This is a genomic window from Shigella dysenteriae (assembly GCF_022354085.1).
Taxonomy (GTDB): Bacteria; Pseudomonadota; Gammaproteobacteria; order Enterobacterales; family Enterobacteriaceae; genus Escherichia; species Escherichia coli.
The window spans coordinates 1,547,401-1,572,069 of record NZ_CP055055.1; the positions used below are offsets into that span (position 1 = coordinate 1,547,401).

At 50.4% G+C, this 24,669-nt stretch carries 46 protein-coding genes and 2 tRNA genes; 33 read left to right on the forward strand and 15 right to left on the reverse strand.

The genetic code is table 11. From position 1 onward, the window contains the following. Positions 1 to 55: 55 nt before the first annotated feature. Positions 56 to 274 carry a DUF4222 domain-containing protein gene (locus HUZ68_RS07270; protein ID WP_044081341.1) on the reverse strand — a complete coding sequence of 73 codons (219 nt, stop codon included), beginning with the start codon at positions 272 to 274 and terminating at the stop codon, positions 56 to 58. On the opposite strand from HUZ68_RS07270, the gene HUZ68_RS07275 reads away from it, so the two are divergent. After that, entirely contained in the window at positions 194 to 406 is a 213-nt protein-coding gene (locus tag HUZ68_RS07275) for a hypothetical protein (RefSeq protein ID WP_223424424.1), read from the forward strand. The two genes, HUZ68_RS07270 and HUZ68_RS07275, sit on opposite strands and share 81 nt — an antisense overlap. Here HUZ68_RS07275 and HUZ68_RS07280 read toward each other — a convergent pair. The 13 genes from HUZ68_RS07280 to HUZ68_RS07340 all read right to left on the reverse strand — a co-directional run bounded on the left by HUZ68_RS07280 (position 381) and on the right by HUZ68_RS07340 (position 6,534). After that, on the reverse strand, positions 381 to 599 hold the full coding sequence (locus tag HUZ68_RS07280; protein ID WP_000763389.1) for a TraR/DksA family transcriptional regulator: 219 nt from the start codon (positions 597 to 599) through the stop codon (positions 381 to 383). The genes HUZ68_RS07275 and HUZ68_RS07280 overlap by 26 nt on opposite strands. Before the next feature lie 98 nt (positions 600 to 697). Further along, a complete protein-coding gene (locus HUZ68_RS07285; protein WP_000188866.1) occupies positions 698 to 913 on the reverse strand; it encodes a hypothetical protein in 216 nt (71 codons plus the stop codon). Positions 914 to 989: 76 nt separating this feature from the next. After that, positions 990 to 1,181, reverse strand: coding sequence for a DUF1382 family protein (locus tag HUZ68_RS07290; protein WP_000548531.1), 192 nt, complete (start codon positions 1,179 to 1,181; stop codon positions 990 to 992). Continuing rightward, a complete protein-coding gene (locus HUZ68_RS07295) occupies positions 1,154 to 1,336 on the reverse strand; it encodes a DUF1317 domain-containing protein (protein WP_239594087.1) in 183 nt (60 codons plus the stop codon). The genes HUZ68_RS07290 and HUZ68_RS07295 overlap by 28 nt, the downstream gene beginning before the upstream one ends. Then, on the reverse strand, positions 1,333 to 2,013 hold the full coding sequence (locus HUZ68_RS07300; protein ID WP_239594088.1) for a lambda exonuclease family protein: 681 nt from the start codon (positions 2,011 to 2,013) through the stop codon (positions 1,333 to 1,335). Before HUZ68_RS07300 ends, HUZ68_RS07295 begins: the two co-directional genes overlap by 4 nt. Then, positions 2,010 to 2,795: a phage recombination protein Bet gene (gene bet, locus HUZ68_RS07305; RefSeq protein ID WP_000100845.1), complete on the reverse strand. Its 786-nt coding sequence runs from the start codon at positions 2,793 to 2,795 to the stop codon at positions 2,010 to 2,012. Before bet ends, HUZ68_RS07300 begins: the two co-directional genes overlap by 4 nt. A gap of 5 nt (positions 2,796 to 2,800) precedes the next feature. Next, on the reverse strand, positions 2,801 to 3,097 hold the full coding sequence (locus HUZ68_RS07310) for a host-nuclease inhibitor Gam family protein (protein WP_000995439.1): 297 nt from the start codon (positions 3,095 to 3,097) through the stop codon (positions 2,801 to 2,803). 74 nt (positions 3,098 to 3,171) lie between these two features. Further along, on the reverse strand, positions 3,172 to 3,315 hold the full coding sequence (gene kil / locus HUZ68_RS07315) for a host cell division inhibitory peptide Kil (RefSeq protein WP_000361829.1): 144 nt from the start codon (positions 3,313 to 3,315) through the stop codon (positions 3,172 to 3,174). Next, positions 3,308 to 3,454 carry a protease FtsH-inhibitory lysogeny factor CIII gene (locus HUZ68_RS07320; protein ID WP_016231970.1) on the reverse strand — a complete coding sequence of 49 codons (147 nt, stop codon included), beginning with the start codon at positions 3,452 to 3,454 and terminating at the stop codon, positions 3,308 to 3,310. The genes kil and HUZ68_RS07320 overlap by 8 nt, the downstream gene beginning before the upstream one ends. A 24-nt stretch (positions 3,455 to 3,478) precedes the next feature. Next, the gene (locus HUZ68_RS07325; protein WP_000005785.1) at positions 3,479 to 4,447 is read right to left on the reverse strand and encodes a coiled-coil domain-containing protein; all 969 of its coding nucleotides are present in this window, start codon (positions 4,445 to 4,447) and stop codon (positions 3,479 to 3,481) included. Positions 4,448 to 4,628: 181 nt separating this feature from the next. Continuing rightward, entirely contained in the window at positions 4,629 to 4,967 is a 339-nt protein-coding gene (locus HUZ68_RS07330; protein ID WP_064217639.1) for a hypothetical protein, read from the reverse strand. 2 nt (positions 4,968 to 4,969) lie between these two features. Further along, entirely contained in the window at positions 4,970 to 5,275 is a 306-nt protein-coding gene (locus HUZ68_RS07335) for a regulator (protein ID WP_112918879.1), read from the reverse strand. A gap of 608 nt (positions 5,276 to 5,883) precedes the next feature. Next, positions 5,884 to 6,534, reverse strand: a complete 651-nt coding sequence (locus tag HUZ68_RS07340) for a LexA family protein (protein WP_000856967.1) — start codon at positions 6,532 to 6,534, stop codon at positions 5,884 to 5,886. Between the two features lie 80 nt (positions 6,535 to 6,614). Between HUZ68_RS07340 and HUZ68_RS07345 the strand changes: the two genes are divergently transcribed. The 20 genes from HUZ68_RS07345 (at position 6,615) to HUZ68_RS07440 (ending at position 14,756) form a co-directional block, all read left to right on the forward strand. Beyond that, positions 6,615 to 6,800 (forward strand): Cro/CI family transcriptional regulator, encoded by a 186-nt coding sequence (locus tag HUZ68_RS07345; RefSeq protein WP_000276886.1) that lies wholly within the window; start codon positions 6,615 to 6,617, stop codon positions 6,798 to 6,800. Between the two features lie 108 nt (positions 6,801 to 6,908). Continuing rightward, positions 6,909 to 7,205, forward strand: coding sequence for a CII family transcriptional regulator (locus tag HUZ68_RS07350; protein WP_112918880.1), 297 nt, complete (start codon positions 6,909 to 6,911; stop codon positions 7,203 to 7,205). Positions 7,206 to 7,227: 22 nt separating this feature from the next. Next, positions 7,228 to 7,500, forward strand: coding sequence for a hypothetical protein (locus tag HUZ68_RS07355; RefSeq protein WP_001244621.1), 273 nt, complete (start codon positions 7,228 to 7,230; stop codon positions 7,498 to 7,500). 62 nt (positions 7,501 to 7,562) lie between these two features. Beyond that, positions 7,563 to 8,450 (forward strand): replication protein, encoded by an 888-nt coding sequence (locus HUZ68_RS07360; RefSeq protein ID WP_112918881.1) that lies wholly within the window; start codon positions 7,563 to 7,565, stop codon positions 8,448 to 8,450. Beyond that, positions 8,447 to 9,823: a replicative DNA helicase gene (locus HUZ68_RS07365; RefSeq protein ID WP_000806596.1), complete on the forward strand. Its 1,377-nt coding sequence runs from the start codon at positions 8,447 to 8,449 to the stop codon at positions 9,821 to 9,823. The genes HUZ68_RS07360 and HUZ68_RS07365 overlap by 4 nt, the downstream gene beginning before the upstream one ends. 94 nt (positions 9,824 to 9,917) lie before the next feature. Then, positions 9,918 to 10,124: a DUF7301 family protein gene (locus tag HUZ68_RS07370; RefSeq protein WP_420833673.1), complete on the forward strand. Its 207-nt coding sequence runs from the start codon at positions 9,918 to 9,920 to the stop codon at positions 10,122 to 10,124. A 10-nt stretch (positions 10,125 to 10,134) separates the two neighbouring features. Beyond that, positions 10,135 to 10,290, forward strand: coding sequence for a hypothetical protein (locus tag HUZ68_RS07375; RefSeq protein WP_000184657.1), 156 nt, complete (start codon positions 10,135 to 10,137; stop codon positions 10,288 to 10,290). Positions 10,291 to 10,322: 32 nt separating this feature from the next. Continuing rightward, positions 10,323 to 10,769 (forward strand): recombination protein NinB, encoded by a 447-nt coding sequence (locus HUZ68_RS07380; RefSeq protein ID WP_112918891.1) that lies wholly within the window; start codon positions 10,323 to 10,325, stop codon positions 10,767 to 10,769. Then, on the forward strand, positions 10,769 to 11,296 hold the full coding sequence (locus tag HUZ68_RS07385; protein ID WP_370604222.1) for a phage N-6-adenine-methyltransferase: 528 nt from the start codon (positions 10,769 to 10,771) through the stop codon (positions 11,294 to 11,296). Before HUZ68_RS07380 ends, HUZ68_RS07385 begins: the two co-directional genes overlap by 1 nt. Then, positions 11,293 to 11,475 (forward strand): NinE family protein, encoded by a 183-nt coding sequence (locus HUZ68_RS07390; protein ID WP_001254251.1) that lies wholly within the window; start codon positions 11,293 to 11,295, stop codon positions 11,473 to 11,475. Before HUZ68_RS07385 ends, HUZ68_RS07390 begins: the two co-directional genes overlap by 4 nt. Then, positions 11,472 to 11,642, forward strand: a complete 171-nt coding sequence (locus tag HUZ68_RS07395) for a protein NinF (protein ID WP_057518166.1) — start codon at positions 11,472 to 11,474, stop codon at positions 11,640 to 11,642. Before HUZ68_RS07390 ends, HUZ68_RS07395 begins: the two co-directional genes overlap by 4 nt. Then, positions 11,635 to 12,246: a recombination protein NinG gene (locus tag HUZ68_RS07400; RefSeq protein WP_001108039.1), complete on the forward strand. Its 612-nt coding sequence runs from the start codon at positions 11,635 to 11,637 to the stop codon at positions 12,244 to 12,246. The genes HUZ68_RS07395 and HUZ68_RS07400 overlap by 8 nt, the downstream gene beginning before the upstream one ends. A 43-nt stretch (positions 12,247 to 12,289) precedes the next feature. Beyond that, a complete protein-coding gene (locus HUZ68_RS07405; RefSeq protein ID WP_000512806.1) occupies positions 12,290 to 12,778 on the forward strand; it encodes an antiterminator Q family protein in 489 nt (162 codons plus the stop codon). Between the two features lie 91 nt (positions 12,779 to 12,869). After that, positions 12,870 to 12,944: transfer RNA gene (locus HUZ68_RS07410), tRNA-Asn, on the forward strand. A gap of 5 nt (positions 12,945 to 12,949) precedes the next feature. Further along, a tRNA-Thr gene (locus HUZ68_RS07415) sits at positions 12,950 to 13,025 on the forward strand. A gap of 242 nt (positions 13,026 to 13,267) precedes the next feature. Next, positions 13,268 to 13,591, forward strand: a complete 324-nt coding sequence (locus HUZ68_RS07420) for a phage holin, lambda family (RefSeq protein ID WP_000783734.1) — start codon at positions 13,268 to 13,270, stop codon at positions 13,589 to 13,591. Continuing rightward, positions 13,575 to 14,051 carry a glycoside hydrolase family 24 protein gene (locus tag HUZ68_RS07425; RefSeq protein ID WP_089585227.1) on the forward strand — a complete coding sequence of 159 codons (477 nt, stop codon included), beginning with the start codon at positions 13,575 to 13,577 and terminating at the stop codon, positions 14,049 to 14,051. The genes HUZ68_RS07420 and HUZ68_RS07425 overlap by 17 nt, the downstream gene beginning before the upstream one ends. After that, complete coding sequence (locus HUZ68_RS07430) at positions 14,035 to 14,427, forward strand: DUF2570 domain-containing protein (RefSeq protein ID WP_089585226.1); 393 nt, start codon at positions 14,035 to 14,037, stop codon at positions 14,425 to 14,427. Before HUZ68_RS07425 ends, HUZ68_RS07430 begins: the two co-directional genes overlap by 17 nt. Further along, positions 14,315 to 14,590, forward strand: coding sequence for an Rz1-like lysis system protein LysC (lysC, locus tag HUZ68_RS07435; protein ID WP_071590400.1), 276 nt, complete (start codon positions 14,315 to 14,317; stop codon positions 14,588 to 14,590). Before HUZ68_RS07430 ends, lysC begins: the two co-directional genes overlap by 113 nt. Further along, positions 14,571 to 14,756, forward strand: a complete 186-nt coding sequence (locus tag HUZ68_RS07440; RefSeq protein ID WP_000113285.1) for a hypothetical protein — start codon at positions 14,571 to 14,573, stop codon at positions 14,754 to 14,756. Before lysC ends, HUZ68_RS07440 begins: the two co-directional genes overlap by 20 nt. A gap of 132 nt (positions 14,757 to 14,888) precedes the next feature. On the opposite strand, the gene HUZ68_RS07445 is transcribed toward HUZ68_RS07440, so the two are convergent. Next, complete coding sequence (locus HUZ68_RS07445) at positions 14,889 to 15,437, reverse strand: hypothetical protein (protein ID WP_000762846.1); 549 nt, start codon at positions 15,435 to 15,437, stop codon at positions 14,889 to 14,891. Positions 15,438 to 15,456: 19 nt separating this feature from the next. Between HUZ68_RS07445 and HUZ68_RS07450 the strand changes: the two genes are divergently transcribed. From HUZ68_RS07450 to HUZ68_RS07505, 12 genes are read left to right on the forward strand one after another with little or no spacing between them, the layout of a single operon-like run. Then, the gene (locus tag HUZ68_RS07450) at positions 15,457 to 16,008 is read left to right on the forward strand and encodes a terminase small subunit (RefSeq protein WP_001218996.1); all 552 of its coding nucleotides are present in this window, start codon (positions 15,457 to 15,459) and stop codon (positions 16,006 to 16,008) included. A 2-nt stretch (positions 16,009 to 16,010) separates the two neighbouring features. After that, a complete protein-coding gene (locus HUZ68_RS07455; protein WP_112918883.1) occupies positions 16,011 to 17,633 on the forward strand; it encodes a TerL protein in 1,623 nt (540 codons plus the stop codon). Next, on the forward strand, positions 17,633 to 19,099 hold the full coding sequence (locus HUZ68_RS07460) for a DUF1073 domain-containing protein (protein WP_089079311.1): 1,467 nt from the start codon (positions 17,633 to 17,635) through the stop codon (positions 19,097 to 19,099). The genes HUZ68_RS07455 and HUZ68_RS07460 overlap by 1 nt, the downstream gene beginning before the upstream one ends. A 16-nt stretch (positions 19,100 to 19,115) precedes the next feature. Next, complete coding sequence (locus tag HUZ68_RS07465) at positions 19,116 to 19,724, forward strand: phage head morphogenesis protein (protein ID WP_226452854.1); 609 nt, start codon at positions 19,116 to 19,118, stop codon at positions 19,722 to 19,724. Positions 19,725 to 19,738: 14 nt separating this feature from the next. Next, positions 19,739 to 20,959, forward strand: a complete 1,221-nt coding sequence (locus HUZ68_RS07470; RefSeq protein WP_089613797.1) for a DUF2213 domain-containing protein — start codon at positions 19,739 to 19,741, stop codon at positions 20,957 to 20,959. 4 nt (positions 20,960 to 20,963) lie between these two features. Further along, positions 20,964 to 21,467 (forward strand): structural cement protein Gp24, encoded by a 504-nt coding sequence (locus HUZ68_RS07475; RefSeq protein WP_089079308.1) that lies wholly within the window; start codon positions 20,964 to 20,966, stop codon positions 21,465 to 21,467. Positions 21,468 to 21,478: 11 nt separating this feature from the next. Then, positions 21,479 to 22,420, forward strand: coding sequence for a DUF2184 domain-containing protein (locus HUZ68_RS07480; protein WP_089613796.1), 942 nt, complete (start codon positions 21,479 to 21,481; stop codon positions 22,418 to 22,420). Positions 22,421 to 22,460: 40 nt separating this feature from the next. Beyond that, on the forward strand, positions 22,461 to 22,829 hold the full coding sequence (locus HUZ68_RS07485) for an STY1053 family phage-associated protein (RefSeq protein WP_025404372.1): 369 nt from the start codon (positions 22,461 to 22,463) through the stop codon (positions 22,827 to 22,829). Next, complete coding sequence (locus HUZ68_RS07490) at positions 22,795 to 23,202, forward strand: DUF4054 domain-containing protein (protein WP_024183605.1); 408 nt, start codon at positions 22,795 to 22,797, stop codon at positions 23,200 to 23,202. The genes HUZ68_RS07485 and HUZ68_RS07490 overlap by 35 nt, the downstream gene beginning before the upstream one ends. Continuing rightward, entirely contained in the window at positions 23,199 to 23,753 is a 555-nt protein-coding gene (locus HUZ68_RS07495; RefSeq protein ID WP_106912631.1) for a hypothetical protein, read from the forward strand. The genes HUZ68_RS07490 and HUZ68_RS07495 overlap by 4 nt, the downstream gene beginning before the upstream one ends. Then, positions 23,740 to 24,129 carry a head-tail adaptor gene (locus HUZ68_RS07500; protein WP_112918884.1) on the forward strand — a complete coding sequence of 130 codons (390 nt, stop codon included), beginning with the start codon at positions 23,740 to 23,742 and terminating at the stop codon, positions 24,127 to 24,129. The genes HUZ68_RS07495 and HUZ68_RS07500 overlap by 14 nt, the downstream gene beginning before the upstream one ends. Further along, the gene (locus tag HUZ68_RS07505; protein ID WP_000069892.1) at positions 24,119 to 24,667 is read left to right on the forward strand and encodes a phage neck terminator protein; all 549 of its coding nucleotides are present in this window, start codon (positions 24,119 to 24,121) and stop codon (positions 24,665 to 24,667) included. Before HUZ68_RS07500 ends, HUZ68_RS07505 begins: the two co-directional genes overlap by 11 nt. Positions 24,668 to 24,669: the final 2 nt, after the last annotated feature.

Sequence of the window (24,669 nt, forward strand, 5' to 3'; positions counted from 1 at the left end):
AAGCCGCATTGATGCGGCGATGGTAGGTCTGGATATCTTGAGAAACTGACAGGCCTCATCGAGTGTGAGGCTGTATGATTCCATGATTACCTCTGCTTTTTGAACGCATGTCACGTAACTTCTTAATGTGTTCTGCTGTTTCGATCTCTTCTGCTATCCGATCTGCATCAGCTTTATTCACAGGTTCAAAGTCATGATTAAAGCGGAACATGCTGGCGATACATGTTCTGCCTTTTCGGATGTAGTGAACTTTGTTGTGGGTAGAACGCAGGATTTTGCAGGGAGTGCCGTGGTGGTCGACGTACCAGGTGTTAGGAAAAATGATTCTGAACATTTTTACACCTCAGTTGGTGATGTTGAAATTTGCTGCTTTGAGGCCATCACAATCCCCATTGTTTGTTCTTAAGTTCGATCTCCTCCTGGCAACTTGCACAAGTCCGACAACCCTGAACGGCCAGTCGTCTTCGTTCATCTATCGGATCGCCACACTCACAACAATGAGTGGCAGATATAGCTTGGTGGTTCGGGCGGCGCATTTTTATTGCTGTGTTGCGCTGTAATTCTTCAATTTCTGATGCTGAATCAATGATGTCTGCCATCTTTCATTAATCCCTGAATTGTTGGTTAATACGCTTGAGGGTGAATGCGAACAATAAAAAAGGAGCCTGTAGCTCCCTGAGGATTTTGCTTTTCATGTTCACCGTTCCTTAAAGGCGCCGTTTAACATACCGATTGCCAGACTTAAATGAGTCGGTGTGAATCCCATCAGCGTTACCGTTTCGCGGTGCTTCTTCAGTACGCTACGGCAAATGTCATCGACGTTTTTATCCGGAAACTGCTGTCTGGCTTTTTTGATTTCAGAATTAGCCTGACGGGCAATGCTGCGAAGGGCGTTTTCTTGCTGAGGTGTCATTGAACAAGTCCCATGTCGGCAAGCATAAGCACACAGAATATGAAGCCCGCTACCAGAAAAATGCATTCAGTGGTTGTCATACCTGGTCTCTCTCATCTGCTTCTGCTTTCGCCACCATCATTTCCAGCTTTTGTGAAAGGGATGCGGCTAACGTATGAAATTCTTCGTCTGTTTCTACTGGAATTGGCACAAACCTGACTCCAATTTGAGCGAGGCTATGTGCCATCTCGATACTCGTTCTTAACTCAACGGGAGATGCTTTGTGCATACAGCTCCCCGTTTATTATTTATCTCCTCAGCCAGCCGCTGTGCTTTCAGGGGATTTCGGATAACAGAAAGGCCGGGAAATACCCAGCCTCGCTTTGTAACGGAGTAGACGAAAGTGATCGCGCCTACCCGGATATTATCGTGATGATGCTTCATCGCCATTGCTCCCCAAATACAAAACCAATTTCAGCCAGTGCCTCGTCCATTTTTTCGATGAACTCCGGCACCATCTCGTCAAAACTCGCCATGTACTTTTCATCCCGCTCAATCACGACATAATGCAGGCCTTCACGCTTCATACGCGGGTCATAGTTGGCAAAGTACCAGGCATCTTTTCGTGTCACCCACATGCTGTACTGCACCTGGGCCATGTAAGCCGATTTTATGGTCTCGAAACCACCGAGCCGGAACTTCATGAAATCCCGTGAGGTAAACGGGCATTTCAGTTCAAGGCCATTGCCGTCACTGCATAAACCATCGGGAGAGCAGGCGGTGCGCATACTTTCGTCGCGATAGATGATCGGGGATTCAGTAACATTCACGCCGGAAGTGAACTCAAAGAGGGCTCTGGCGTCGTTCTCGTACTGTTTTCCCCAGGCCAGCGCCTTAGCGTTAACTTCCGGAGCCACACCGGTGCAAACCTCGGCAAGCAGGGTGTGGAAGTAGGACATTTTCATGTCAGGCCATTTCTTTCCGGAGCGGGGTTTTGCTATCACATTGTGAACTTCTGAAGCGGTGATGACGCCGAGCCGTAATTTGTGCCACGCATCATCCCCCTGTTCGACAGCTCTCACGTCGATCCCGGTACGCTGCAGGATAATGTCCGGTGTCATGCAGCCACCTTCTGTTCAGAGGCTTTCTGTTTCAGGAATCCAAGAGCTTTCACTGCTTCGGCCTGTGTCAGTTCTGACGATGCGCGAATGTCGCGGCGAAATATCTGGGAACAGAGCGGCAATAAGTCGTCATCCCATGTTTTGTCCAGGGCAATCAGCAGAGTGTTAATCTCCTGCATGGTTTCATCGTTAACCGGAGTGATGTCGCGTTCCGGCTGACGTTCTGCAGTGTATGCGGTATTTTCGACAATGCGTTCGGCTTCATCCTTGTCATAGATACCAGCAAATCCGAAGGCCAGACGGGCACACTGAATCATGGCTTTATGACGTAACATCCGTTTGGGATGCGACTGCCACGGCCCCGTGATTTCTCTGCCTTCGCGGGTTTTGAATGGTTCGCGGCGGCATTCATCCATCCACTCGGTAACGCAGATCGGATGATTACGGTCCTTGCGGTAAATCCGGCATGTGCAGGATTCATTGTCCTGCTCAAAGTCCATGCCATCAAACTGCTGGTTTTCATTGATGATGCGGGACCAGCCATCAACGCCCACCACCGGAACGATGCCGTTCTGCTTATCAGGGAAGGCGTAAATTTCTTTCGTCCACGGATTAAGGCCGTACTGGTTGGCGACGATCAACAATGCGATGAACTGCGCATCGCTGGCATCGCCTTTAAATGCCGTCTGGCGAAGAGTGGTGATCAGTTCCTGTGGGTCGACAGAATCCATGCCGACACGTTCAGCCAGCTTCCCAGCCAGCGTTGCGAGTGCTGTACTCATCCGTTTTATACCTCTGAATCAATATCAACCTGATGGTGAGCAATGGTTTCAACCATGTACCGGATGTGTTCTGCCATGCGCTCCTGAAACTCAACATCGTCATCAAACGCACGGGTAATGGCTTTTTTGCTGGCCCCGTGGCGTTGCAAATGATCGATGCATAGCGATTCAAACAGGTGCTGGGGCAGGCCTTTTTCCATGTCGTCTGCCAGTTCTGCCTCTTTCTCTTCACGGGCGATCTGCTGGTAGTGACGCGCCCAGCTCTGAGCCTCAAGACGATCCTGAATGTAATAAGCGTTCATGGCTGAACTCCTGAAATAGCTGTGAAAATATCGCCCGCGAAATGCCAGGCTGATTAGGAAAACAGGAAAGGGGGTTAGTGAATGCTTTTGCTTGATCTCAGTTTCAGCATTAATATCCATTTTTTATAAGCGTCGACGGCTTCACGAAACATCTTTTCATCGCCAATAAAAGTGGCGATAGTGAATTTAGTCTGGATAGCCATAAGTGTTTTATCCATTTTTGGGAACTCCTGGCTGATTAAGTATGTCGATAAGGCGTTTCCATCCGTCACGTAATTTACGGGTGATTCGTTCAAGTAAAGATTCATTTAGTTGGAAGGCACCCATGCGAGCGCCTCCCGCGATTGCGTAAATCATGGGTGGTTCCTTATGTTGGTTTTATTAGTAGGTTATTTTTGTTGCGAATACTTCGCCTTTTACGATGGCTGTTATGATATTTTTAGCAACATCTTCTGATGCGCCAACCTTGATAAGGTCAGCAAGTATTTTGTTATTTACTTCTTTCCGGTGAGCTTTATCCTTTGCTCTGCGCTCTTCTTCGTCCTTGATTCTTTTTTCTTCTGCTATTCTGGCTTGCTCTTTTGCTTCAGCCTCGCGACGGATTCGTTCAGCCTCCTCCTGTGCTTTTCTGCGTTCTGCTTCAATTGCTGCCTGCTTTTCTCTTTCAGCTCGTTCTGCTGCCTCTTTTGCTTCGCGCTGTGCTCGTTGCTCGGCTTCAATGCGTTCACGCTCTGCACGTTCCGCTGCGGCCTTAGCTTCTGCTTCTCGCCTTGCTGCTGCTTCAATTTCGGCTTTTGCCTTTGCTTCGGCTTCAGCTCTGGCTTTCTCTTCAGCTTCTCTTTTTAATCGTTCTTCATGCTCTCGCTTTTCCTGCTCCGCTTTGAGTCTTGCCTCTTCTCTTTGGCGGTCAAATTCGCGATCCATCAAAATCGCTATTTCATGGTCAGACTCAATTTGCTTTGCGAGAGCTTCAGCTGCTGCCTTAGCTTCTTCTTCGGCTTTAATCCGCGCCTGTTCTTCCTCATAATCAGTAAGAGGCTGGCGCGCCTTGGCTTTCAGTTCATCAAGGCGATCGCGCACTGTCTTGCGGTTGGCATCAATTAGCTTTGGAATTTCCTTCAGTTCAGCAACAAGGTCTTTGCCAAGACCATCGAGATATGTTTTCGTCTGCGCAACTTTATACGCCAGAGAAGCGATCTCCTTTCTGCCCTTTGCCGTTGTGATATCAGGCACAAAGGACATAACTTCACGTTCAACCTTTTGAAGGATTTCTTCAATCTGGTCGGCAGACTGAAATACAGTCATTGCATTTGCTTTTTCAATAACAACTAAATCTGTTACTTCACTCATATATCCTCCGTCAAAAAAATTGCCCTCACACTGGAGGGCAAAGAAGATTTCCAATAATCAGAACAAGTCGGCTCCTGTTTAGTTACGAGCGACATTGCTCCGTGTATTCACTCGTTGGAATGAATACACAGTGCAGTGTTTATTCTGTTGTTTGCGTGAAAATGAAATCTGCCTAAGCGGGTTATGACCACTTTTTGTTTGGGTTTCGTTGGTGAGCGTGATTAACAACTCTGTGCATTACATCCTCATATTTTTCATCTTCAATTTTTTCGACATCGCGAGGAAATGGTGTTGCTAATGCTTTGTCAACTTTGTCCATTGGGTCTTCATTAATCTTATATTCCGGACCGTCATCTATAGCATTAAATCCAGGTGTTACACCGTTTTCTAATGCATATGCCATTCTCTTTTCCCATCTCGCTATTCTCCTCCTGTCTTGAGATGTAAGGCCTCTATCAGATACTTTTCTGTTTTGTCCGCGGTCAGGATTAACATAAATAGTCTTTTTCACCATAAGCATACTCAATAAGCACCGTACGGTAGTTTACTGTACAATTTTATTTTTTGGACTGCATGTATTTTGTTTCCTAATGGGTTTGAATCCTTGTAATAAATACTTCTATTTTTTCGAACGGCTTCTTCTTTCTTCTTGCAGCAAAGGCTTCCGAGTGATATTGCTTTGTCTGCTCTGACGCAACCAGAGAGCTTTAGCGCAATCTTCCGCGCCAGTCGCTGTTCTTTCATTGCTTGTTCACGTTGAGCCTGTCTGCGTGCTCTGCGGCGATTTCTGGCGTTATCGTCAGCCAGATATGTAATGACTACTGTCATGTTGACCTCCGATGAAACAACTTTGGAATTTTTTTTATTACAAAGTGGTTTCCTTCCCCGCCAATTAGACGGGGATGGAAGAGCATTTATGAGCCTTTATGGACTCTGCTCGATCAGTTCTATTTAATTAATCTCTCAATTGAATGTAAGTATTCACATAAATCCTCCTACCTCTTGTGCAGCTTTCTTGAATATGGTGGCGGCTGCATAACGCCTATGGAATTGACTTTGGAGATTGGATGGCCGGTGCTGAACTCCGGCTTACTGGTTAGAGCGCCCGCACTACCAGTGACGCTGTCTTGAGGCGCAGATTGGTTACTGCTTGCCATGAGCGCTGTTTATACATTGGTCGAGCATCAGCCTGCTCATTCATCCAATCCCAAAGCCAACTACTCTTTGGTTCCCGCATTTCGGCGGGACAATCCCATCAATGTTAAAGAGCCTGCCAATCTGTTCCGTTTGGCTACCAGCGTCCTGCTGATGGCTTAAATTTAAGATCTCTTTAATTAATGGTCAAGAGTATTTTTGAAGAAAACTTAAATTTTCTTTCGTAACTTAAGTTTGGCTTTGATTTTTAAAGGAAATAAAAAAAAGGGGCGAATGCCCCCTTATGGAAGGTTTGCTAGTTTTGCATCGACAACTACGCCGATGATTTTGCAGTTTCCGTTGATCTCGATCATCGGATATTGTGGGTTAAGTGGTTTTAGAAACTTCCTGCCTGCATCAATAACTAACTTCTTGAAAGTTGCCTCGTTTTCTCCTTCGAGCTTTGCAACTACCAGTTTCCCGTTACGCGGCTCTACTTCAGGATCGACGAGTATTATCATTCCTTCAGGGATACTGAGACCGGCCGGAGCCGTCATTGAGTCTCCCTTCACGTCCAACCAAAACGAATCTTCTGAACAGTCTACGGTTGTATCGTACCAGTTATCTATTGCACGCTTATGATATGGTTCTACAGCTTCCATCCAGCATCCTGCGCTCACCCAGCTAATCAGAGGGTATGACCCTCTTGGATCATGCCTACTGTGATAGGCAATGTTTGAAAGACTTTCCTCTCCTTTCATCAGATAGTCAGGGGAACACTTCAACGCATTAGCCAGGGCGAGAAGATTCTCTCCATTTGGCTCTGTCTCAGAGCGTTCCCACTGAGATATGGCAACATTAGACACGCCGACCATCTTTCCAAGTGCGGCCTGCCTGATCTTGAGTTCTTTTCTCCGAGCGCGAATGCGCTCTCCCATCAATTGAGTTTTCATAGTTAAGACATCTTAAATAAACTTGACTTAAGATTCCTTTAGTGGATAATTTAAGTGTTCTTTAATTTCGGAGCGAGTCTATGTACAAGAAAGATGTTATCGACCACTTCGGAACCCAGCGTGCTGTAGCTAAAGCGTTAGGCATTAGCGACGCAGCAGTCTCTCAGTGGAAGGAAGTCATCCCAGAGAAAGACGCCTATCGACTGGAAGTCGTTACAGCTGGCGCCCTGAAGTATCAAGAAAGCGCTTACCGCAAAGCGGCATAAGCAAATTGCTCTTTAACAGTCATGGTCCTCATTCCCGCCGAAATGCGGGAATACAACGCGCATAAGTTGATGCGCATAACTTCTTATTTGTTAAGGAAATACTTACATATGGTTCGTGCAAACAAACGCAACGAGGCTCTAAGAATCGAGAGTGCGTTGCTTAACAAAATCGCAATGCTTGGAACTGAGAAGACAGCGGAAGCTGTGGGAGTTGATAAGTCGCAGATCAGCAGGTGGAAGAGGGATTGGATTCCAAAGTTCTCAATGCTGCTTGCTGTTCTTGAATGGGGCGTTGTCGACGACGACATGGCTCGATTGGCACGACAAGTTGCTTCGATTCTCACCAATAAAAAACGCCCGGTGTGCAAGACCAAGCGTTATGATCAAATACAAATGGAATTTTAACAACATCCAACGAGGTAATTATATGCGAAACAAAGGCTTTAATCCACCTGATACACACAAAGAAGCTAAGCGTTTGCGCTTCCTTCGTTCCATTGATGAAAGAACTCAAATCTCTTTTGTGAAAGTTGCCAGAACTGAGCTTCTGAAGGCTGAGGCGAGGGCGTTGCTCCCGTCTCTACCAAAAGAGGAGGGATATACGTTCATTCCAAACGCATTTCTGGAAAAGCTTCTCAAAGAAGACATATCCGTAAGTCAGTTTAACGATGTTCTTAAGGTCTTTCGTCAAGGCAGGTAGTTATGAGCAATACAGCAAAAATCTACGATTTCAGCGCCGCACACGAGCGCAGGAGCAACAGGATGGAGAACCAGAAAACTGGTTACATTCCGTTGTACCGGAGCATTCTGAAACAGTCATGGGCGAAAGATGTTTATCTTCGCACCCTGTGGGAAAACCTTCTCCTGAATGCCGCCAGAAAGCCATACAAAGCGAATTTCAAAGGTCATGAATGGCATCTGCAACCCGGTCAACTGGTTGTGACAGCAGCTGATTTAGGTCTTCAGTTATGCGACAGGCATGGCAAGCCAGCAAGCCGTGATCAGGTTGAGCGGATGCTTCAGGTTTTTGTGAAAGAGGGGATGATCTCCATTGATGGAGAGAAGCAAAAAGGTCGTGTGATCACCATCACAAATTACCATGAATATGCTCAAAAAATGGACGATTCACCCGCACATGAAGCCGCACAAACAACCGCACATGATGCCGCACATGACGAAGCCAGTAATGGCGCGGCTTTCAGCGTACATGACGCACATGAAAGCGCACATGAAGCCGCACAAACAACCGCACATCATGAACAAGAAGGTATTAACAAGAATATAAATAATACCCCCCTACCCCCCAATGGGGGCGGCGATGGGCAGGTTAAACCTGAACGTCGCAAGGCAGAACGAATCGACTACGAATCCTTCCTGAACGCCTACAACACCGAAGTCGGTGACAGACTGCCACACGCTGTTGCGGTCAACGAGAAACGCAAACGCCGCCTGAAGAAAATCATCCCGCAACTGAAAACGCCAAACGTGGACGGTTTCAGAGCGTATGTCAGGGCGTTTGTACATCAGGCCAAGCCGTTTTACTTCGGAGACAACGACACTGGCTGGACGGCAGATTTTGATTACCTGCTGAGGGAAGATTCGTTAACGGGAGTACGGGAAGGGAAGTTTGCAGACAGGGGGATTGCATGAAACAGGATATCGAAGCGAGCGTTATCGGTGGCCTGCTGATTGGTGGATTAACACCAACCGCCAGCGACGTTCTGGCAACGCTGGAGCCGGAAGCGTTTTCAATTCCGCTCTACCGGAAAGCCTTCGAAGTTATCCGCAAGCAGGCGAGAAACAGAAACCTAATCGACGCGCTGATGGTTGCCGAGGCGTGCGGAGAGGAGCATTTCACGTCAATCCTGATGACCAGTAAGAACTGCCCGAGTGCCGCAAACCTGAAGGGATATGCCGGAATGGTCGCGGATAACTATCACCGCCGTCTGGTGCTGGAAATCATGGATGAAATGCGTGAACCAATTCAGAGCGGAACCATCGACGCATCGAGTCAGGCGATGGATGAGCTTGTAAAGCGTCTTTCAGCCATCAGAAAGCCCCGTGACGAGGTTAAACCTGTACGGTTAGGGGAAATCATTACTGACTACACTGACACGCTTGACAGGCGTCTGAGGAACGGAGAAGAGTCCGACACCCTGAAGACCGGAATCGAAGAACTTGATGCCATCACCGGAGGGATGAACGCAGAAGACCTGGTGATAATCGCTGCTCGTCCTGGTATGGGGAAAACCGAACTAGCGCTGAAGATTGCCGAAGGCGTTGCAAGCCGCGTTATTCCTGGTTCTGACGTCCGGCGCGGGGTATTGATTTTCTCAATGGAAATGAGCGCATTGCAGATTGCAGAGCGAAGCATTGCCAACGCCGGGAGGATGTCGGTTAGCGTACTGCGAAATCCTGCATCGATGGATGACGAAGGCTGGGCGCGTGTTGCTAACGGCATGAGTCAGCTTGCAGATTTGGATGTATGGGTAGTCGATGCCTCGCGGTTATCGGTCGAAGAAATACGCTCAATCGCAGAACGGCACAAACAGGAAAATCCAAACCTGTCACTCATCATGGCGGATTATCTTGGCCTGATTGAGAAGCCGAAAGCAGACCGCAACGACCTCGCAATTGCTCACATCTCCGGAAGCCTGAAGGCGATGGCGAAAGACCTGAAAACGCCCGTTATCTCCCTAAGTCAGCTTTCGCGCGATGTTGAGAAGCGACCAAACAAACGCCCGACAAACGCAGATTTGCGTGATTCAGGAAGCATTGAGCAGGACGCAGACTCAATCATCATGCTCTATCGGGAAGCGGTATATGACGAGAACAGTAGCGCCGCGCCATTTGCTGAAATCATTGTGACGAAAAACCGTTTTGGCTCGCTTGGTACGGTTTACCAGCGGTTCTGCAACGGACACTTTGTTGCATGTGACCAGGATGAAGCCAGACAGATTTGCACAGCATCAAATGCACCTGCTGCGCGTGGCAGACGATATGCACAAGGGGCTGACGTATGACCATCTACATCACTGAGCTAATAACAGGCCTGCTGGTAATCGCAGGCCTTTTTATTTGGGGGAGAGTAATTGGAGGCTTTAAGAAATGAGTTCGATGACTGAGCTTGTCCGCGCCGACTTTCAGGAGAACATTGGTCGTGCAAAGCGGTACTGGTCTTCTTCCAGTCTTCCGACTGGCGAGAGACAGAAAAACGCCCCTAAGCCACGTAGCTATCCGCGTGACCGCGTTCTTAGCTGGTTGGTTAAAATCGATACTGATTTTCAGTGCGACAGAATTATCCGGAACCTGGATTTAAAGTGAAGGAGTGAGTATGACAAATCAGCAGCAAATAGAGTTCATCCTTGAGCAGATCCGAAAAATGCGAGAAAAGAACCAGCCAGACATGATGGAACTATGGAGACGGCAGCGGGAAGAATGGCACAGGCATATTTTTGGTGAGAGAAAATGGGATGGATGGAGCCTATAAAATGGCGTGGCGTTTTGTTAGTTGAGGTAACGATGAAGCAAATATACATGCTTCGCAACGAAGCAATCAGAAACAACGCCATAGACGCAATACTCTCACTTCCGATCGACGACAAGTCACCTCACGAGGTCCACGTTAAAGAACCAAAGCGGAGCAATCCTCAAAACCGCCTTATGTGGGCGTTATTGCAGGACGTATCACGCCAGGTGCTATGGCATGGTCAGCGGCTGGCGCCGGAAGACTGGAAAGACCTGTTCACCGCCCTGTGGCTTAAGACCAAAAAACTGGAGCAAAGAAGTGTGCCTGGTATCGACGGTGGCGTTGTCATGCTTGGTGTGCGTACCAGCAAAATGCGAAAGTCCAACATGACTGAGCTTATCGAAATCATGTTCTGGTTCGGCTCAGAGCGCAACGTGCGGTGGAGTGATGACTCCCGGCGAGAGTATGAATGGTCACAACAAAAAGGGAGGGTTGAATGATTAAGCATAAATCAGAAACGCCAAAAGAAGTTAGAGACTGCTGGCAAACGCCGCTTTGGCTTTTTGATGCGCTGGATATTGAGTTTGGATTCTGGCTGGATTCGGCAGCGAGCGACAAAAATGCTCTGTGTGCTCACTGGCTAACTGAGGCCGACGATGCGCTCAATTCTGAGTGGGTAAGCCACGGTGCAATCTGGAATAACCCACCGTACAGCAATATCAGGCCGTGGGTGGAAAAAGCCGCTGAGCAGTGCATACAACAGCGACAGACGGTAGTTATGCTTGTGCCAGAGGATATGTCAGTCGGATGGTTCAGCAAGGCTCTGGAGAGTGTCGACGAAGTTCGCATTATCACTGATGGACGGATTAATTTTATCGAACCATCGACAGGGCTGGAGAAGAAGGGAAACAGCAAAGGCTCCATGCTGCTGATTTGGCGACCGTTCATCAGTCCTCGACGGATGTTTACTACCGTATCCAAAGCGGCATTGATGGCGATCGGGCAGGGCGTCAGGAGGGCGGCATGAGGCGACAGCGACGAAGTATCACCGACATAATCTGCGAAAACTGCAAATACCTTCCAACGAAACGCTCCAGAAATAAACGCAAGCCAATCCCAAAAGAATCTGACGTAAAAACCTTCAACTACACGGCTCACCTGTGGGATATCCGGTGGCTTAGAGAACGTGCGAGGAAAACAAGGTGATTGACCCAAATCGAAGTTACGAACAAGAAAGCGTCGAGCGGGCTTTAACGTGCGCTAACTGCGGTCAGAAGCTGCATGTGCTTGAAGTTCACGTGTGTGAAGCGTGCTGCGCAGAACTGATGAGCGATCCGAATAGCTCAATGTACGAGGAAGAAGACGATGGCTAAACCAGCGCGAAGACGATGTAAAAACGATGAATGTCGGGAATGGTTTCACCCTGCATTCGCTAATCAGTGGTGGTGCTCTCCAGAGTGTGGAACCAAGATAGCACTCGAACGACGAAGTAAAGAACGCGAAAAAGCGGAAAAAGCAGCAGAGAAGAAACGACGACGAGAGGAGCAGAAACAGAAAGATAAACTTAAGATTCGAAAACTCGCCTTAAAGCCCCGCAGTTACTGGATTAAACAAGCCCAACAAGCCGTAAACGCCTTCATCAGAGAAAGAGACCGCGACTTACCATGTATCTCGTGCGGAACGCTCACGTCTGCTCAGTGGGATGCCGGACATTACCGGACAACTGCTGCGGCACCTCAACTCCGATTTGATGAACGCAATATTCACAAGCAATGCGTGGTGTGCAACCAGCACAAAAGCGGAAATCTCGTTCCGTATCGCGTCGAACTGATTAGCCGCATCGGGCAGGAAGCAGTAGACGAAATCGAATCAAACCATAACCGCCATCGCTGGACTGTCGAAGAGTGCAGGGCCATCAAGGCGGAGTATCAGCAGAAACTCAAAGACCTGCGAAACAGCAGAAGTGAGGCCGCATGACGTTCTCAGTAAAAACCATTCCAGATCACAAGGGAGAAGGCGCATGGGCATAAGAGAACTAAACCTCACCAAAGAACAGCACGAGTGGCTGAATGGCTGGCTTGAACTGTGGGGCGCATGGGTTTATTCAGGTCGTCTGGAAAAGCGCATGAGCAGCGTAATAGCTAAGTTCATGGAGAGCGTAGAGCCGGGAAGAGTTATGACAAGGCCAATGTGTAATGATGATGATGGAATGTTGATTTCTCAGGTCGTCGATTCCGTCATGTACATTGACAAGAAAGCCTTTGGCATCCTCCTCAGCTACTACGCCCACGGCTCTTCCAAGCACGCCATTGCATCTTACTATCATCGCGTCGCAAGACCTCGCAAGATGTTATGCCGGGGCGGCGGGCGCATTCAAAAACCATCGCTCGCAACCTGTCGACGGGAAGTTGACGAAATCCTCAATGCCTCGTTGTTTATGATTTACCCGGTTCTGGATAGTGCGTTTAAAAACCGGAAACGTGTAGAGAAAATTAAACATGTAGCATAGAACGTGTTGACATCATTGAGCAAATGAGCAACACTATTCGCATAAGCTGCCGTTAGTGACTCTTAAGTTGCAACGGTGGCTTTTTTTATTTGGGTCAGTCGTATAAAGGTCATTACGGAAGGCTGTTAACCTTCTTATCGTGGTTCGAGTCCACGCTGTCCCGCCAAATATGCTGGTTTAGCTCCAATGGTAGAGCAGTCGCCTTGTAAGCGAATGGGTAGCGGTTCAAGTCCGTTAACCAGCACCATAACTGAGCCGTAGCCACTGGCTATCCTGAATTCATCAGTGATAGTTACGCTGCGGCATTCTACGCATGACCTTCGTGAAAGCGGGTGGCAAGAGGCTGCGCTAACAACCTCCTGCCGTTTTGCCCGTGCATATCGGTCACGAACAAATCTGATTACTAAACACAGTAGCCTGGATTTGTTCTATCAGTAATCGACCTTATTCCTAATTAAATAGAGCAAATCCCCTTATTGGGGGTAAGACATGAAGATGCCAGAAAAACATGACCTGTTAGCCGCCATTCTCGCGGCAAAGGAACAAGGCATCGGGGCAATCCTTGCGTTTGCAATGGCGTACCTTCGCGGCAGATATAATGGCGGTGCGTTTACAAAAACAGTAATCGACGCAACGATGTGCGCCATTATCGCCTGGTTCATTCGTGACCTTCTCGACTTCGCCGGACTAAGTAGCAATCTCGCTTATATAACGAGCGTGTTCATCGGCTACATCGGCACTGACTCGATTGGTTCGCTTATCAAACGCTTCGCTGCTAAAAAAGCCGGAGTAGAAGATGGTGGAAATCAATAATCAACGTAAGGCGTTCCTCGATATGCTGGCGTGGTCAGAGGGAACTGATAACGGACGGCAGAAAACCAGAAATCATGGTTATGACGTCATTGTAGGAGGAGAGCTATTCACTGATTACTCCGATCACCCTCGCAAACTTGTCACGCTAAACCTCAAACTCAAATCAACAGCAGCCGGTCGCTACCAGCTTCTTTCACGCTGGTGGGATGCCTACCGCAAGCAACTTGGCCTGAAAGATTTTTCTCCAGAAAGCCAGGATGCTGTAGCGCTGCAGCAGATTAAAGAGCGTGGCGCTTTACCGATGATTGACCGCGGCGATATTCGTCAGGCAATCGACCGTTGCAGCAATATCTGGGCTTCGTTGCCGGGGGCTGGTTACGGTCAGTATGAACATAAAATCGGTGACCTGATTTCCCGGTTTAAAGAGGCTGGTGGGGTGGTAAATGAAGTTGAGCTATAAGCTGGCTATCTCTGCATTCTTCTTTACTGTCATCGGTTCTTTCATCTGGTCTGCTAACCACTACTACAGCAAATATCAGCACGAAAAGAAACGTGCTGATGAGGCTGTACGAAATGCTGAATCAGCAACAGCCATTACCAATAACGTCCTGCAATCACTACAAATCGTCAATACAGTTCTGGAGGCTAACCAGCATGCAAAACAGCAGATCGCACTGGAGTCACAGAGAACCCAGGAAGATATCAAAGTGGCTGTTTCGGGTGATGATTGCGCTGTTCGTATCGTTCCTTCTGGCGCAGTTAAGCGGTTGCACGAATACGCGAACGGTATACGTGTCGGTGCCGGTCGTTCCGTTACCAGCCAGTCTGACGGATGAAACACCCCAGCCAGATTTACCCGACCCGTTTACGTGGGGAGCTAGCCTTAACCTGAATGTTGCGTTGTTGTCAGCGTTAGCACAGTGCAACAGGGATAAGGCTGATATCAGGACTTTTGAGAAAAACAGGGCAGCACAAACCAATGGCACGATTAAACGTTAAAGTTATCCCACCAGACAGCGAAACGATGAACGGGATTTTTGCAGAGATTGAACGTAAATATGCGCATCAGCCGATGACGCCAAAAGTTATCGATGAAATGCAACGCGAAGCGGCGCGCCTTGTACGGCGAGCGACAAACACGAAGGTTACGTTCGTTCGGGACTGACATTACAGAAGCTCCTTTGATAAGGGGCTTCGATAATGTCACTAAGAGGAAAAATTCATGGCAAAACCGGACTGGGAGGCCATCGAAACGGCGTACCAGTGGCGGGTGAAGTATAGGGCATCTATTTATTCATCATTTGAAAAAAGAGTTGTCCGGATAGGTTTCAATAACGGTTATGTTTGAAAGACGCGAGGGGTTAACCGTGAACTCATTTTCACCAAGATAACGACTGTGGGCATTGGGGCCAGCTAATATAGAACAGGCTGGAGCTTCAGCTCTTAACAGCAAACCTGGTGATTTGTATGCATTCAATCCACGACCAAACTTCTCGGCGACTGAAATGTCCGTTGTCCAGCAAAATCCAATGAGCCCTTTATCGAACCTGTCTTTATTTTCCCCCCGATAAAGTACAAGGCTGTCACCATCATATGTTGGCAATAAGAGCGTTAATAGTTTGAGGAGAATTGAGTCGTCGTTGATCTTTTCACGTATAAAGGCCCCAGACTCAACCCATTGACTATGGAATGAATTTTTCATGGCAATTGATACTGGCTTTGCGTTATCGATGCTTTTGATAAACTCAACCCATCTGTTCCGACTGTGAATGTAATCAAGAAATTTCCTCTCATCGGACACCTTCGATTGAGGGCGGTTATAAGCTGCGAAATCTTCTAACTTCATAATTTCCTCAGGTATATCAATGGCACTCACCGACAAGCAAGAAATGTTCTGTCGCGAGTACCTCATCGATTTAAACGCCACGCAAGCGGCTATTCGGGCGGGGTACAGCGCAAAGACAGCTAACCGTACCGCATCCGAAAACCTGTCAAAACCTGACATACAATTCAGAATCGCTGAACTGAAAGCGCAACGCAATGATCTTGTTGGTATTAATGCAGAATATGTACTTAATCGCCTTATTGAAATCGACCAGATGGATGTGCTCGACATTCTCCTGCAAAACGGTGAGCTAAAGCCCATTAAAGACTGGCCTAAGGTATGGCGCACAACGCTATCAGGAATGGATGTCGTGGAGATGGTATCTGCAGATAGCGCCGCACTTCTGAAGAAAATCAAATGGCCTGATAAGGTTAAAAACCTTGAGTTGCTTGGGCGTCATGTTTCTGTTCAGGCGTTTAAAGACAACGTCAAAAATGAAGTGACTGGCGCTGATGGAGGACCAGTCAGAACAGAAATTACCAACTTAACGCCGGAGCAGGCTGCAGAGGCGTATAGAAAAATGATGGGCTAAGTATGCCGTTACCATTCCCCTTCGATTTTAAACATCCTGATTACCAGATGGTTTTTGAATGGCGGATGGAACGCTTACAGCGCATTCGCCAGAACCCTGAAATATTGCCTGCACTAAAACAGTTTTACCGAACCAATCCGGCTCAGTTCATCATCGACTGGGGCATGACAACGGACCCGCGTAATATTGATTATGGCCTGCCGGTGACCATTCCGTTTTTACTCTTCCCTAAGCAGGAGGAGTGGATCCACTGGATTATGGAACGCTGGGGCAATCGGGAGAATGGTATTACCGAAAAATCCCGTGAAATGGGGCTCAGTTGGACCGCGATCGGACTGGCATGCTCGCTTTGTCTCTTCAACAAAGAAATGGTTATCGGTTTCGGCTCCCGTAAAGAGGAATACGTCGACAGCACTGGTGACCCGAAAGCATTGTTCTGGAAGGCACGCAAGTTCGTGGAAACGCTACCTGTAGAGTTTCGCGGTTCGTGGAGCGAGAAGAAGCACGCGCCATATATGCGTGTTGAGTTTCCTGAAACTGGTGCCGTTATCAAAGGCGAGGCTGGCGATAATATTGGTCGTGGTGACCGTACCACGCTTTATCTGGTTGATGAGGCTGCATTCCTTCAGCGTCCTCTGCTGATTGATGCGGCGTTGTCACAAACGACGCGTTGCCGTATCGACCTGAGTTCAGTTAACGGCATGGCTAACCCGTTCGCTCAGAAGCGTCATGGCGGGAAGATACCGGTATTCACATTCCACTGGCGGGATGATCCTCGCAAGGATGAAGAGTGGTATCGCAGGGAATGCGAGAAAATCGATAATCCGGTGGTGGTGGCACAGGAACTTGATCTGAACTACAGCGCATCAGCGGAAGGCGTCCTGATTCCATCCGAATGGGTACAGGCTGCCGTTGATGCGCATATCAAGCTGGGCATCCAGCCAACAGGCAAGCGACTGGGCGCGATGGACGTCGCCGACGAAGGCCGGGACAAAAACGCCTTTTCGACCCGTCACGGCTTCCTCCTGGAAAATGTGCGGGAATGGTCTGGTGTGGGCAGCGACATTTATCAGTCCGTCGAGAAGGTCTTCGGTTTTTGCGAACAGGACAACCTCGAAGAGTTTCGCTTTGACGAGGACGGGCTGGGCGCTGGCGTTCGCGGCGATGCACGCGCTATCAACGAACTGCGTAACGCTGCGCGCCGACCGTCAATACTCGCCACACCGTTTCGAGGTAGTGGCGCGGTATTTGATCCGGATGATGAAGCTGTTCGCGGGGACAACGGGCAAGCCGCCCGCCTGAACAAGGACTTCTTCGCTAACGCCAAAGCCCAGAGCTGGTGGCGGTTACGTAAACTTTTTCAGAATACCTGGCGCGCCGTGGTTGAAGGTATGGCTTACAACCCGGACGAAATCATCTCAATCAGCAGTAGCATGGCACTCAAAGATAAACTCATCATCGAGCTTTCGCAGCCGACCTATTCCATTAATGGTGTGGGAAAAATCGTTATTGATAAACAGCCTGACGGCACCAAGTCGCCGAACCTCGCCGACTCGGTGATGATCAGCTACGCGCCAATGAATTCAGCCCTGAACATCTGGGAGCTGCTAGGGAGACAGGCCTGATGGCACGAAACAAGCAAGCCTCTCAGCGAACGGCGCAGGCCACCGCTGATGGCTACGAGAACTTTGTCGCCCGCGTGGGGATGCAGACGCCTAACCAGCATTCAGCATCGACCTACCGGGCGAACTTCACCAGCCGCAACCGCATGCTGGTGGAATGGTCCTATCGTTCGTCCTGGATCATCGGCGAAGCGGTCGACGCTATCCCGGATGATATGACCCGCAAAGGCATTCGCATTACTTCGGAAATTGATGCAAAAGATCGCGGCATTCTCGAATCACAACTTGATGAGTTGCAGATCTGGGATGCGCTGAACGACGTGCTGAAATGGTCTCGCCTCTACGGCGGCGCGGTCGGCTTCATCATGATCGAGGGGCAGGCACCAATGACCCCGCTGCGGCTCGAAACCATTGGAGAAGGCAAGTTTAAGGGCATTCTCCCGCTCGACCGCTGGATGATTAACCCGGTGCTGACCCGTCGCATTAAAGATATGGGGCCAGATCTCGGCAAACCTGAGTTTTACGACGTGGTGACCACTGCAACGGGCATCCCGGCCTGGCGCATCCATCACAGCCGCCTGATTCGCTTCGACGGGGTGACGCTACCATTCCAGCAGAAGATGACCGAAAACGAATGGGGAATGTCGGTTGTAGAGCGTATCTGGGATCGGCTTACTGCGTTCGACAGCGCCACTGTCGGCGCGGCGCAGCTGGTCTATAAAGCGCATCTGCGTACCTATAGCGTGGAGAAGTTGCGCGAGCTTATCGCGCTTGGAGGCCCGGCGTTCGAAGCGTTGCTGAAGAACATCGACCTGATCCGCCAGTTCCAGAGCAATGAAGGTATGACGCTCATGGACTCGCGGGATAAGTTCGAAACCCACCAGTACAGCTTTAGTGGTCTGGATGACATTCTTTCGCAGTTTGCTGAGCAGATCAGCGGTGCCGTTGGTATCCCGCTGGTACGCCTGTTCGGTCAATCCCCGAAAGGCTTCTCTACTGGTGATGCAGACCTCGCCAACTATTACGACCGGGTGAGCTCATTGCAGGAGCGCCGCTTACGGATGCCGATGCGCCGGATACTGGACATTATGCACCGCTCGGAACTCGGTAAGCCGCTGCCGGACGATTTCACGTTTGAGTTTAACCCGCTCTGGCAAATGTCTGATGTCGATCGCTCAACGGTGGCGTTAAACACTACCAACGCAATCAGTACGGCGCTGGGTGATGGTCTGATGACACTGAAAGCCGCTATGACCGATTTGCGCGAAAATTCTGACGTAACCGGCATCGGGGCATCCATTACCGACGAGGACATAGAGAATGCCGAAGACGAAGCGCCGCCAGGCATCGGCGAACTTGGCGACAAACCGCCAGAGTCGCCAGGCGGAGATCCGATATCGAACGAGCCTACGGCAGATAGCGCGGGCGGTCGGGGATATCGTAAATGGGCGCTACGATGGTTCAAATGATAGCGTTACCGAAATAATGGATGCGCTGGAGCGCTACAGCGAAATCATCACCCCCTGGGCGACCAAGGTTGCTGAGAGCTTCACCTCCGACATTGCGCGCCAGAATGAAAAGCAGTGGCGTCAACACAGCCGGAACATCAGCGCAGAGCTGCGCAACATGGTTGACCGCGCCCCGGTAGGCCAGGTGATGAAATCCATCGTCGCCGAGCAAATTAAGTACATCAAATCTCTGCCTCTTGAGGCCGCCGATCGGGTGTATGACATTCAGAACAAGGCCATCGAGGCTGTAGTAACTGGTGGCCGCGCTGAGCCATTCGCGAAAGAGATAGCTGCTTCCGGTGACGTGTCACGCTCACGAGCGAACCTTATCGCCCGGACTGAGCTTGGGCGCGCAACCGGTGCACTGGATCAGGCGCGTGCGCTGTCAATCGGCTCGAATGGTTATATCTGGCGTACAGCCGAAGATGGCGACGTCCGGCATTCTCATCGAGAGATGGAAGGGAAGTTTGTCGAATGGGGCAAACCTCCAACGCTTGACGGCATGACCGGTCACGCTGGCGAGCTCCCGAACTGCCGCTGTTACAAAGAGATCGTCTTCCCCAACCCTCATTCTTATCTCGCCTGAATCGCAGGTAAACCATGAAATATTTTTTCAATACCCGACTGGGGGAAACCCGCTATCAGCTGGCTGACGGCTCTCTGTTGTGCAAAGACGTGCCGATAGGTCGAACGGGTAAACAGCTCTACGGCGCTGCCGATCTGCCAAACCTCAAACCCGACAAGCTCGGTGAGATAGTCGTAACGCGCTCTCCTGAGCAGGTATTCCATCCCGCCACGCTCGCCTCATTCGAAGGGATGAGCATCACGATCCTGCATCCTGAAGATGAAAACGGGAATGTGCGGCTGGTAAATCCCGAGAACTGGAAAGAGCTTGCTGTCGGGCACCTCCAGAATGTCCGGCGCGGGACGGGTGAGCAGTCTGATTTGATGCTGGCTGACCTTATCGTCAAAGACGAAAACGCCATTCAGCTTATCGAAGATGGCCTGCGTGAAGTGTCGTGCGGCTATGACGCGGAGTACGAGCAGGCCGAGCCAGGTAAAGCCGAGCAGGTCGATATTACCGGAAACCATGTGGCTCTTGTCCCTAAAGGCAGAGCCGGAAATCGTTGTGCAATTGGAGACAGAGACACAATGGCAAATCAAAAGAAAAGCTGGTGGACCCGCATGCGCACGGCCATCAAAACGGGTGACGCTGACACCATGAACGAACTGGTGGAGTCGGCTCCCGCATCGGTTACAGGAGATGAGGGGGATTTGCCGCAGGGCGTTAATCTCAACATCAACCTATCCCCGCAGCAACCACTACCGGACAAAGCACCAGAGATGGGTGGAGGTCCAACCGGCGACAGTGATGATGACCTCAAAACATTACTGAAAGCCCTGCTGGCTAAGCTGGAAGGAAATGCGACGGGCGATAACGACAATAAGCCTGACGATAATCCGACCGGTGACGGCGAGGACGATGAAGAGGAAACCACGATTACTGGTGACTCAGCCTGGCGTGCCGAGGTTATCGTTCCGGGTATCGATCTGAGCCGTAAGATGAAACCGACCGCGTTCAAACGCGAGGTTCTGGCTTCCGCTGACAAAACGCTGGTTCGCCAGATAGTCGGCGATGCGGATATCCGCAAATTGCCGAAACAATCGGTCAACATGGCGTTTAATGCCGTGTCAGAGATTGCCAAAGGGCGAAACACCCGCAGCACCACGGGCGATGCACAACGTCCAAATATGGGCATGACCAGCATCGCTTCCCTGAACAAACAAAACGCCGACTTCTGGTCTAACCGCAAAGGATAATCCAATGACTGCATATCTGTACCGGATGCCTGTTGGCATTGCCGGGGCTATCTCTCGCCCGCAGGACTTAACCGTCGAACCGGTGGTCCTTAAATCCGATAACGCCTTTGCTGCCTATGGGCTGGCTGGTAAATACGATGATGACGGTTTTTTCGTGCCGCTGGAGGACGGTGACACCGCCGACAAGGTGAAGGGGATCTACGTTCGTCCGTATCCGACCACTTCGCAGCCGGACATGGTTCTCCAGGTGGGGACGGATAAGAATTTCCCGGGCGACGCCATGAAACGTGGCTACATGACCGTTAACCTTGGATCTGGCTTCGATGCCAGCACCATCAAAAAAGGTGATCCTGTCTACGTGGTCGTTTCGCTCGATTCAACCATTGACGTGCCGCTGGGCGGCTTCATGTCCACGTCCGTCAGTGGCAAAAACGTGGCGCTGACCAACGCCGAATTCACAGGGGCCGGTGACGCTAACGGCAATGCAGAAATCTCCTGGAAGATTTAAGGAACAGACGAATGATTACTTTTGATCAGGCAACCGTTGATAGCTCTGGTGCCTTTCTCATCGGGGAGCTGGAGCGACTCGACCAGACGCTGAACCTGCCGCTGGTGGGTTACACCTGGACCCGCGATATTCAGCTGCGTGAAGACGTTTCTATCGCAGATGACATTTCCAGCTGGACTAACACCAGCTTTGGCGCTGCGGGTACTGGCGCAAATCCGAACGGTAAAAACTGGGTAGGCAAAGACTCAACCGCTATTGCTGGCGTGAACGTGGATATCGGCAAATCCGGTAACCCGCTGAACCTGTGGGGGATGGAACTTGGCTGGACCGTTGTAGAGCTGGCAGCAGCTCAGCAGGTAGGTCGCCCGATTGACACCCAGAAGTACGACGGGATGCAGCTCAAATGGCAGATGGACAACGACGAGCAGGTGTATGTTGGCGATTCCGCATTAAACCTGAAAGGCCTTGTTACCCTGAACGGTGTTCCTGTCAACAACGCTGCCAAAACGTGGGCAACCTCAACACCGGACGAAATCCGCGCAAGCATTAACCAGGTGCTGTCTGATGCGTGGGCCGCTTCTGGTTACTCTGTGGTTCCGCGTGATTTGCTGATCCCGCCAGAGCAGTTTGCTCTGTTGTCCAGCATCATCGTTTCATCTGCGGGTAACCAGTCCCTGTTGACGTACCTTCAGACCAACACCATCAGCTATCACCAGAACGGTGTTCCGCTGAATATCCGCGCGGTTAAATGGCTGAAAGGCCGTGGTGTGGGGAATAAGGATCGCATGGTTGCGTACACCAACGATAAAAAATACGTCCGCTACCCGCTGGTTCCGCTTCAGAGCGTGCCGGTGCAGTATCGCGGTCTGTATCAGATCGTCACTTACTACGGCAAACTGGGTGCAGTCGAGCCAGTGTATAAAGAAACTCTGTCCTATGTGGACGGTATCTGATAACCAGAATGGCCCCGAAAGGGGCCTGAAGGAAACTGAAATGGCGAAAGAAAAGCTGGTTACCATCCATGTTCACACCCCGTTTACGCTGACGCTCGGCGATCAGTCAAAACAGGAGTTTGGCCGGGGACGGCATAACGTACCGGAAGAGGTAGCGTCGCACTGGTTCACCCAGGCGCACTCTGAGCTTTCCGAAAGCGTGATTAGCGACACCGATGATCTGCAACCCATTATCGACGGCCTGCAAGCGCAGATTGCCGACAAAGATAAGCTGATTGCCGATCTGAAAGATGCATTGCTCAAACTGCAGGAGCAGAACGACAGCCTGCAGGCGCAGATTACTGCCGCCCGGACTGGCGGTAATGGGGCTAAAGATGCCAAAGAATCAAAGTCTGCCAGCGGTAAGTGATTTTCGCCGCGACTTCCCGCAGTTTGCTGACCCGGCAAAATATCCCGACGCCCAAATCGGGTTCCGTCTGAATCTGGCCGATGAACTGCTGAGTGAAAACGTCACCGGCAAAAAGTTGTTTCCGTACTTTGCCGGATTGTTCGTTGCGCACTACATGACGCTCTGGGCGGCAGACAGCAGAGCGATGCTGGCTGGTGGTCCGGGCGGTTCAACCAATGGTGTTCAGTCCTCAAAGTCTGTTGACAAGGTAAGCGTCAGTTATGACACAAGCGCGACGCTGAATCCTGATGCAGGTTTCTGGAATAACACCCGATATGGCGCTGAATTTTATCAGTTGATCACGATGTTCGGTGCAGGTGGTCGCCAGCTATGAGTTTCAAAAGCGGTGTAACAACGAGGGTGGATAACGCTCAGGCCATTCTGGATGCGCTCAAATCCATCAGTAAAAAAGAAGTGCTGGTGGGTATCCCGGAAGCAGACAGCGAGCGTGAGGATGTTCCGTTTGGTAATGCCGGGATCGGTTACCTCAACGAATACGGCTCACCGGCGCAAAACATCCCGCCACGACCTCACCTGGTCCCCGGCGTTAAATCGGTAGAAGAACAGACAGTGCCGCAGCTCAAAGCAGCGGCGCAGGCTGCGCTTGATGGTAATGCGGCGGGTGCGGAAAGAGCGCTCAACCGTGCCGGAACGCTGGCCGCTAATGGCGTCAGGCGTTACATGACTATTACCGGCTTTACACCGCTTGCTGATAGCACCGTTGAAGCCCGCGCGCGTCGAGGGCGTAAAGGGGCGAAAGCGGAGCTTGCCCGACGCGCTGCTGGCGAGTCCCCCGGAACCGATCTGGTGAAACCGCTAATTGACACCGGACAGTACCGCAGAGCTATTACCCATGTAGTGAGGGATAAAGATGCCGACTCTTGATGTAACAGACGTGCTTTTTGACCCCGATTTTTGCGACTTCAACCTGTGGGTAACGCGTCGCGTGCAAACGGTGGACGATGACGGGATCGGCAGTGACAGCGAAGTTAAAACGCAGTTTGCCGGAGTCGTAACTGTTGATCGCTCTCTGGAAAACCGCCGTATGCAGGCAGGGCAGGTAATCAGCGGTGCAATTCTGATTGTGACGACTGAGCGACTGACGCAGGGACAGACTGGCCGTGATGCCGATATCGTGACGTATCAGGGCCGTGATTATCGTGTGACCTTCGTCGACCCGTATACAGCTTATGGGGCCGGATTCGTTCAGGCGCATTGTGAGTTGATGCCGTTTGATGGAGGAACTCCGGTTGAGCAATAACACCAGTACAGAGCGCGGATGGTTAATACCAACCAGTGGCGATCCGGATTATGACGAAGCGCTCGACAGGCTGTTAAGCCAGTGGATGCGTAACGTTTCCGGTTTGTCTGCCGGGATGGTTCGCCCGCGCTGGCAGAAAGAGCAGCCGCCACTGCTACCGGTTGAAACGAACTGGTGTGCGTTTGGGGTTATCGGATGGTCAGGTGATGACAGTCCGGCATTCACCAGACAGACCGATGATGGCTCTCAGCTCTGGCGGCATGAAACGATTGAGTGTATGGCTTCGTTTTATGGACCGGCTGGGATGGTGTATGCGTCCCGGTTTCGTGACGGTATATCTGTGCCGCAGAACAATGCAGCACTGAATGCGCTGGGGCTGTCTCTTGGCGATTACACAGGTCTGACTCCCTTCCCTGAACTTATTAATCAGCAATGGGTCCGCCGCTACGATATGACGGTGCGCCTGCGCCGGAAGGTTGTGCGCGAGTACGGTATTAAATCGCTGGTGGAAGCACCAGTCATCTTTTTCGGAGATTAAGC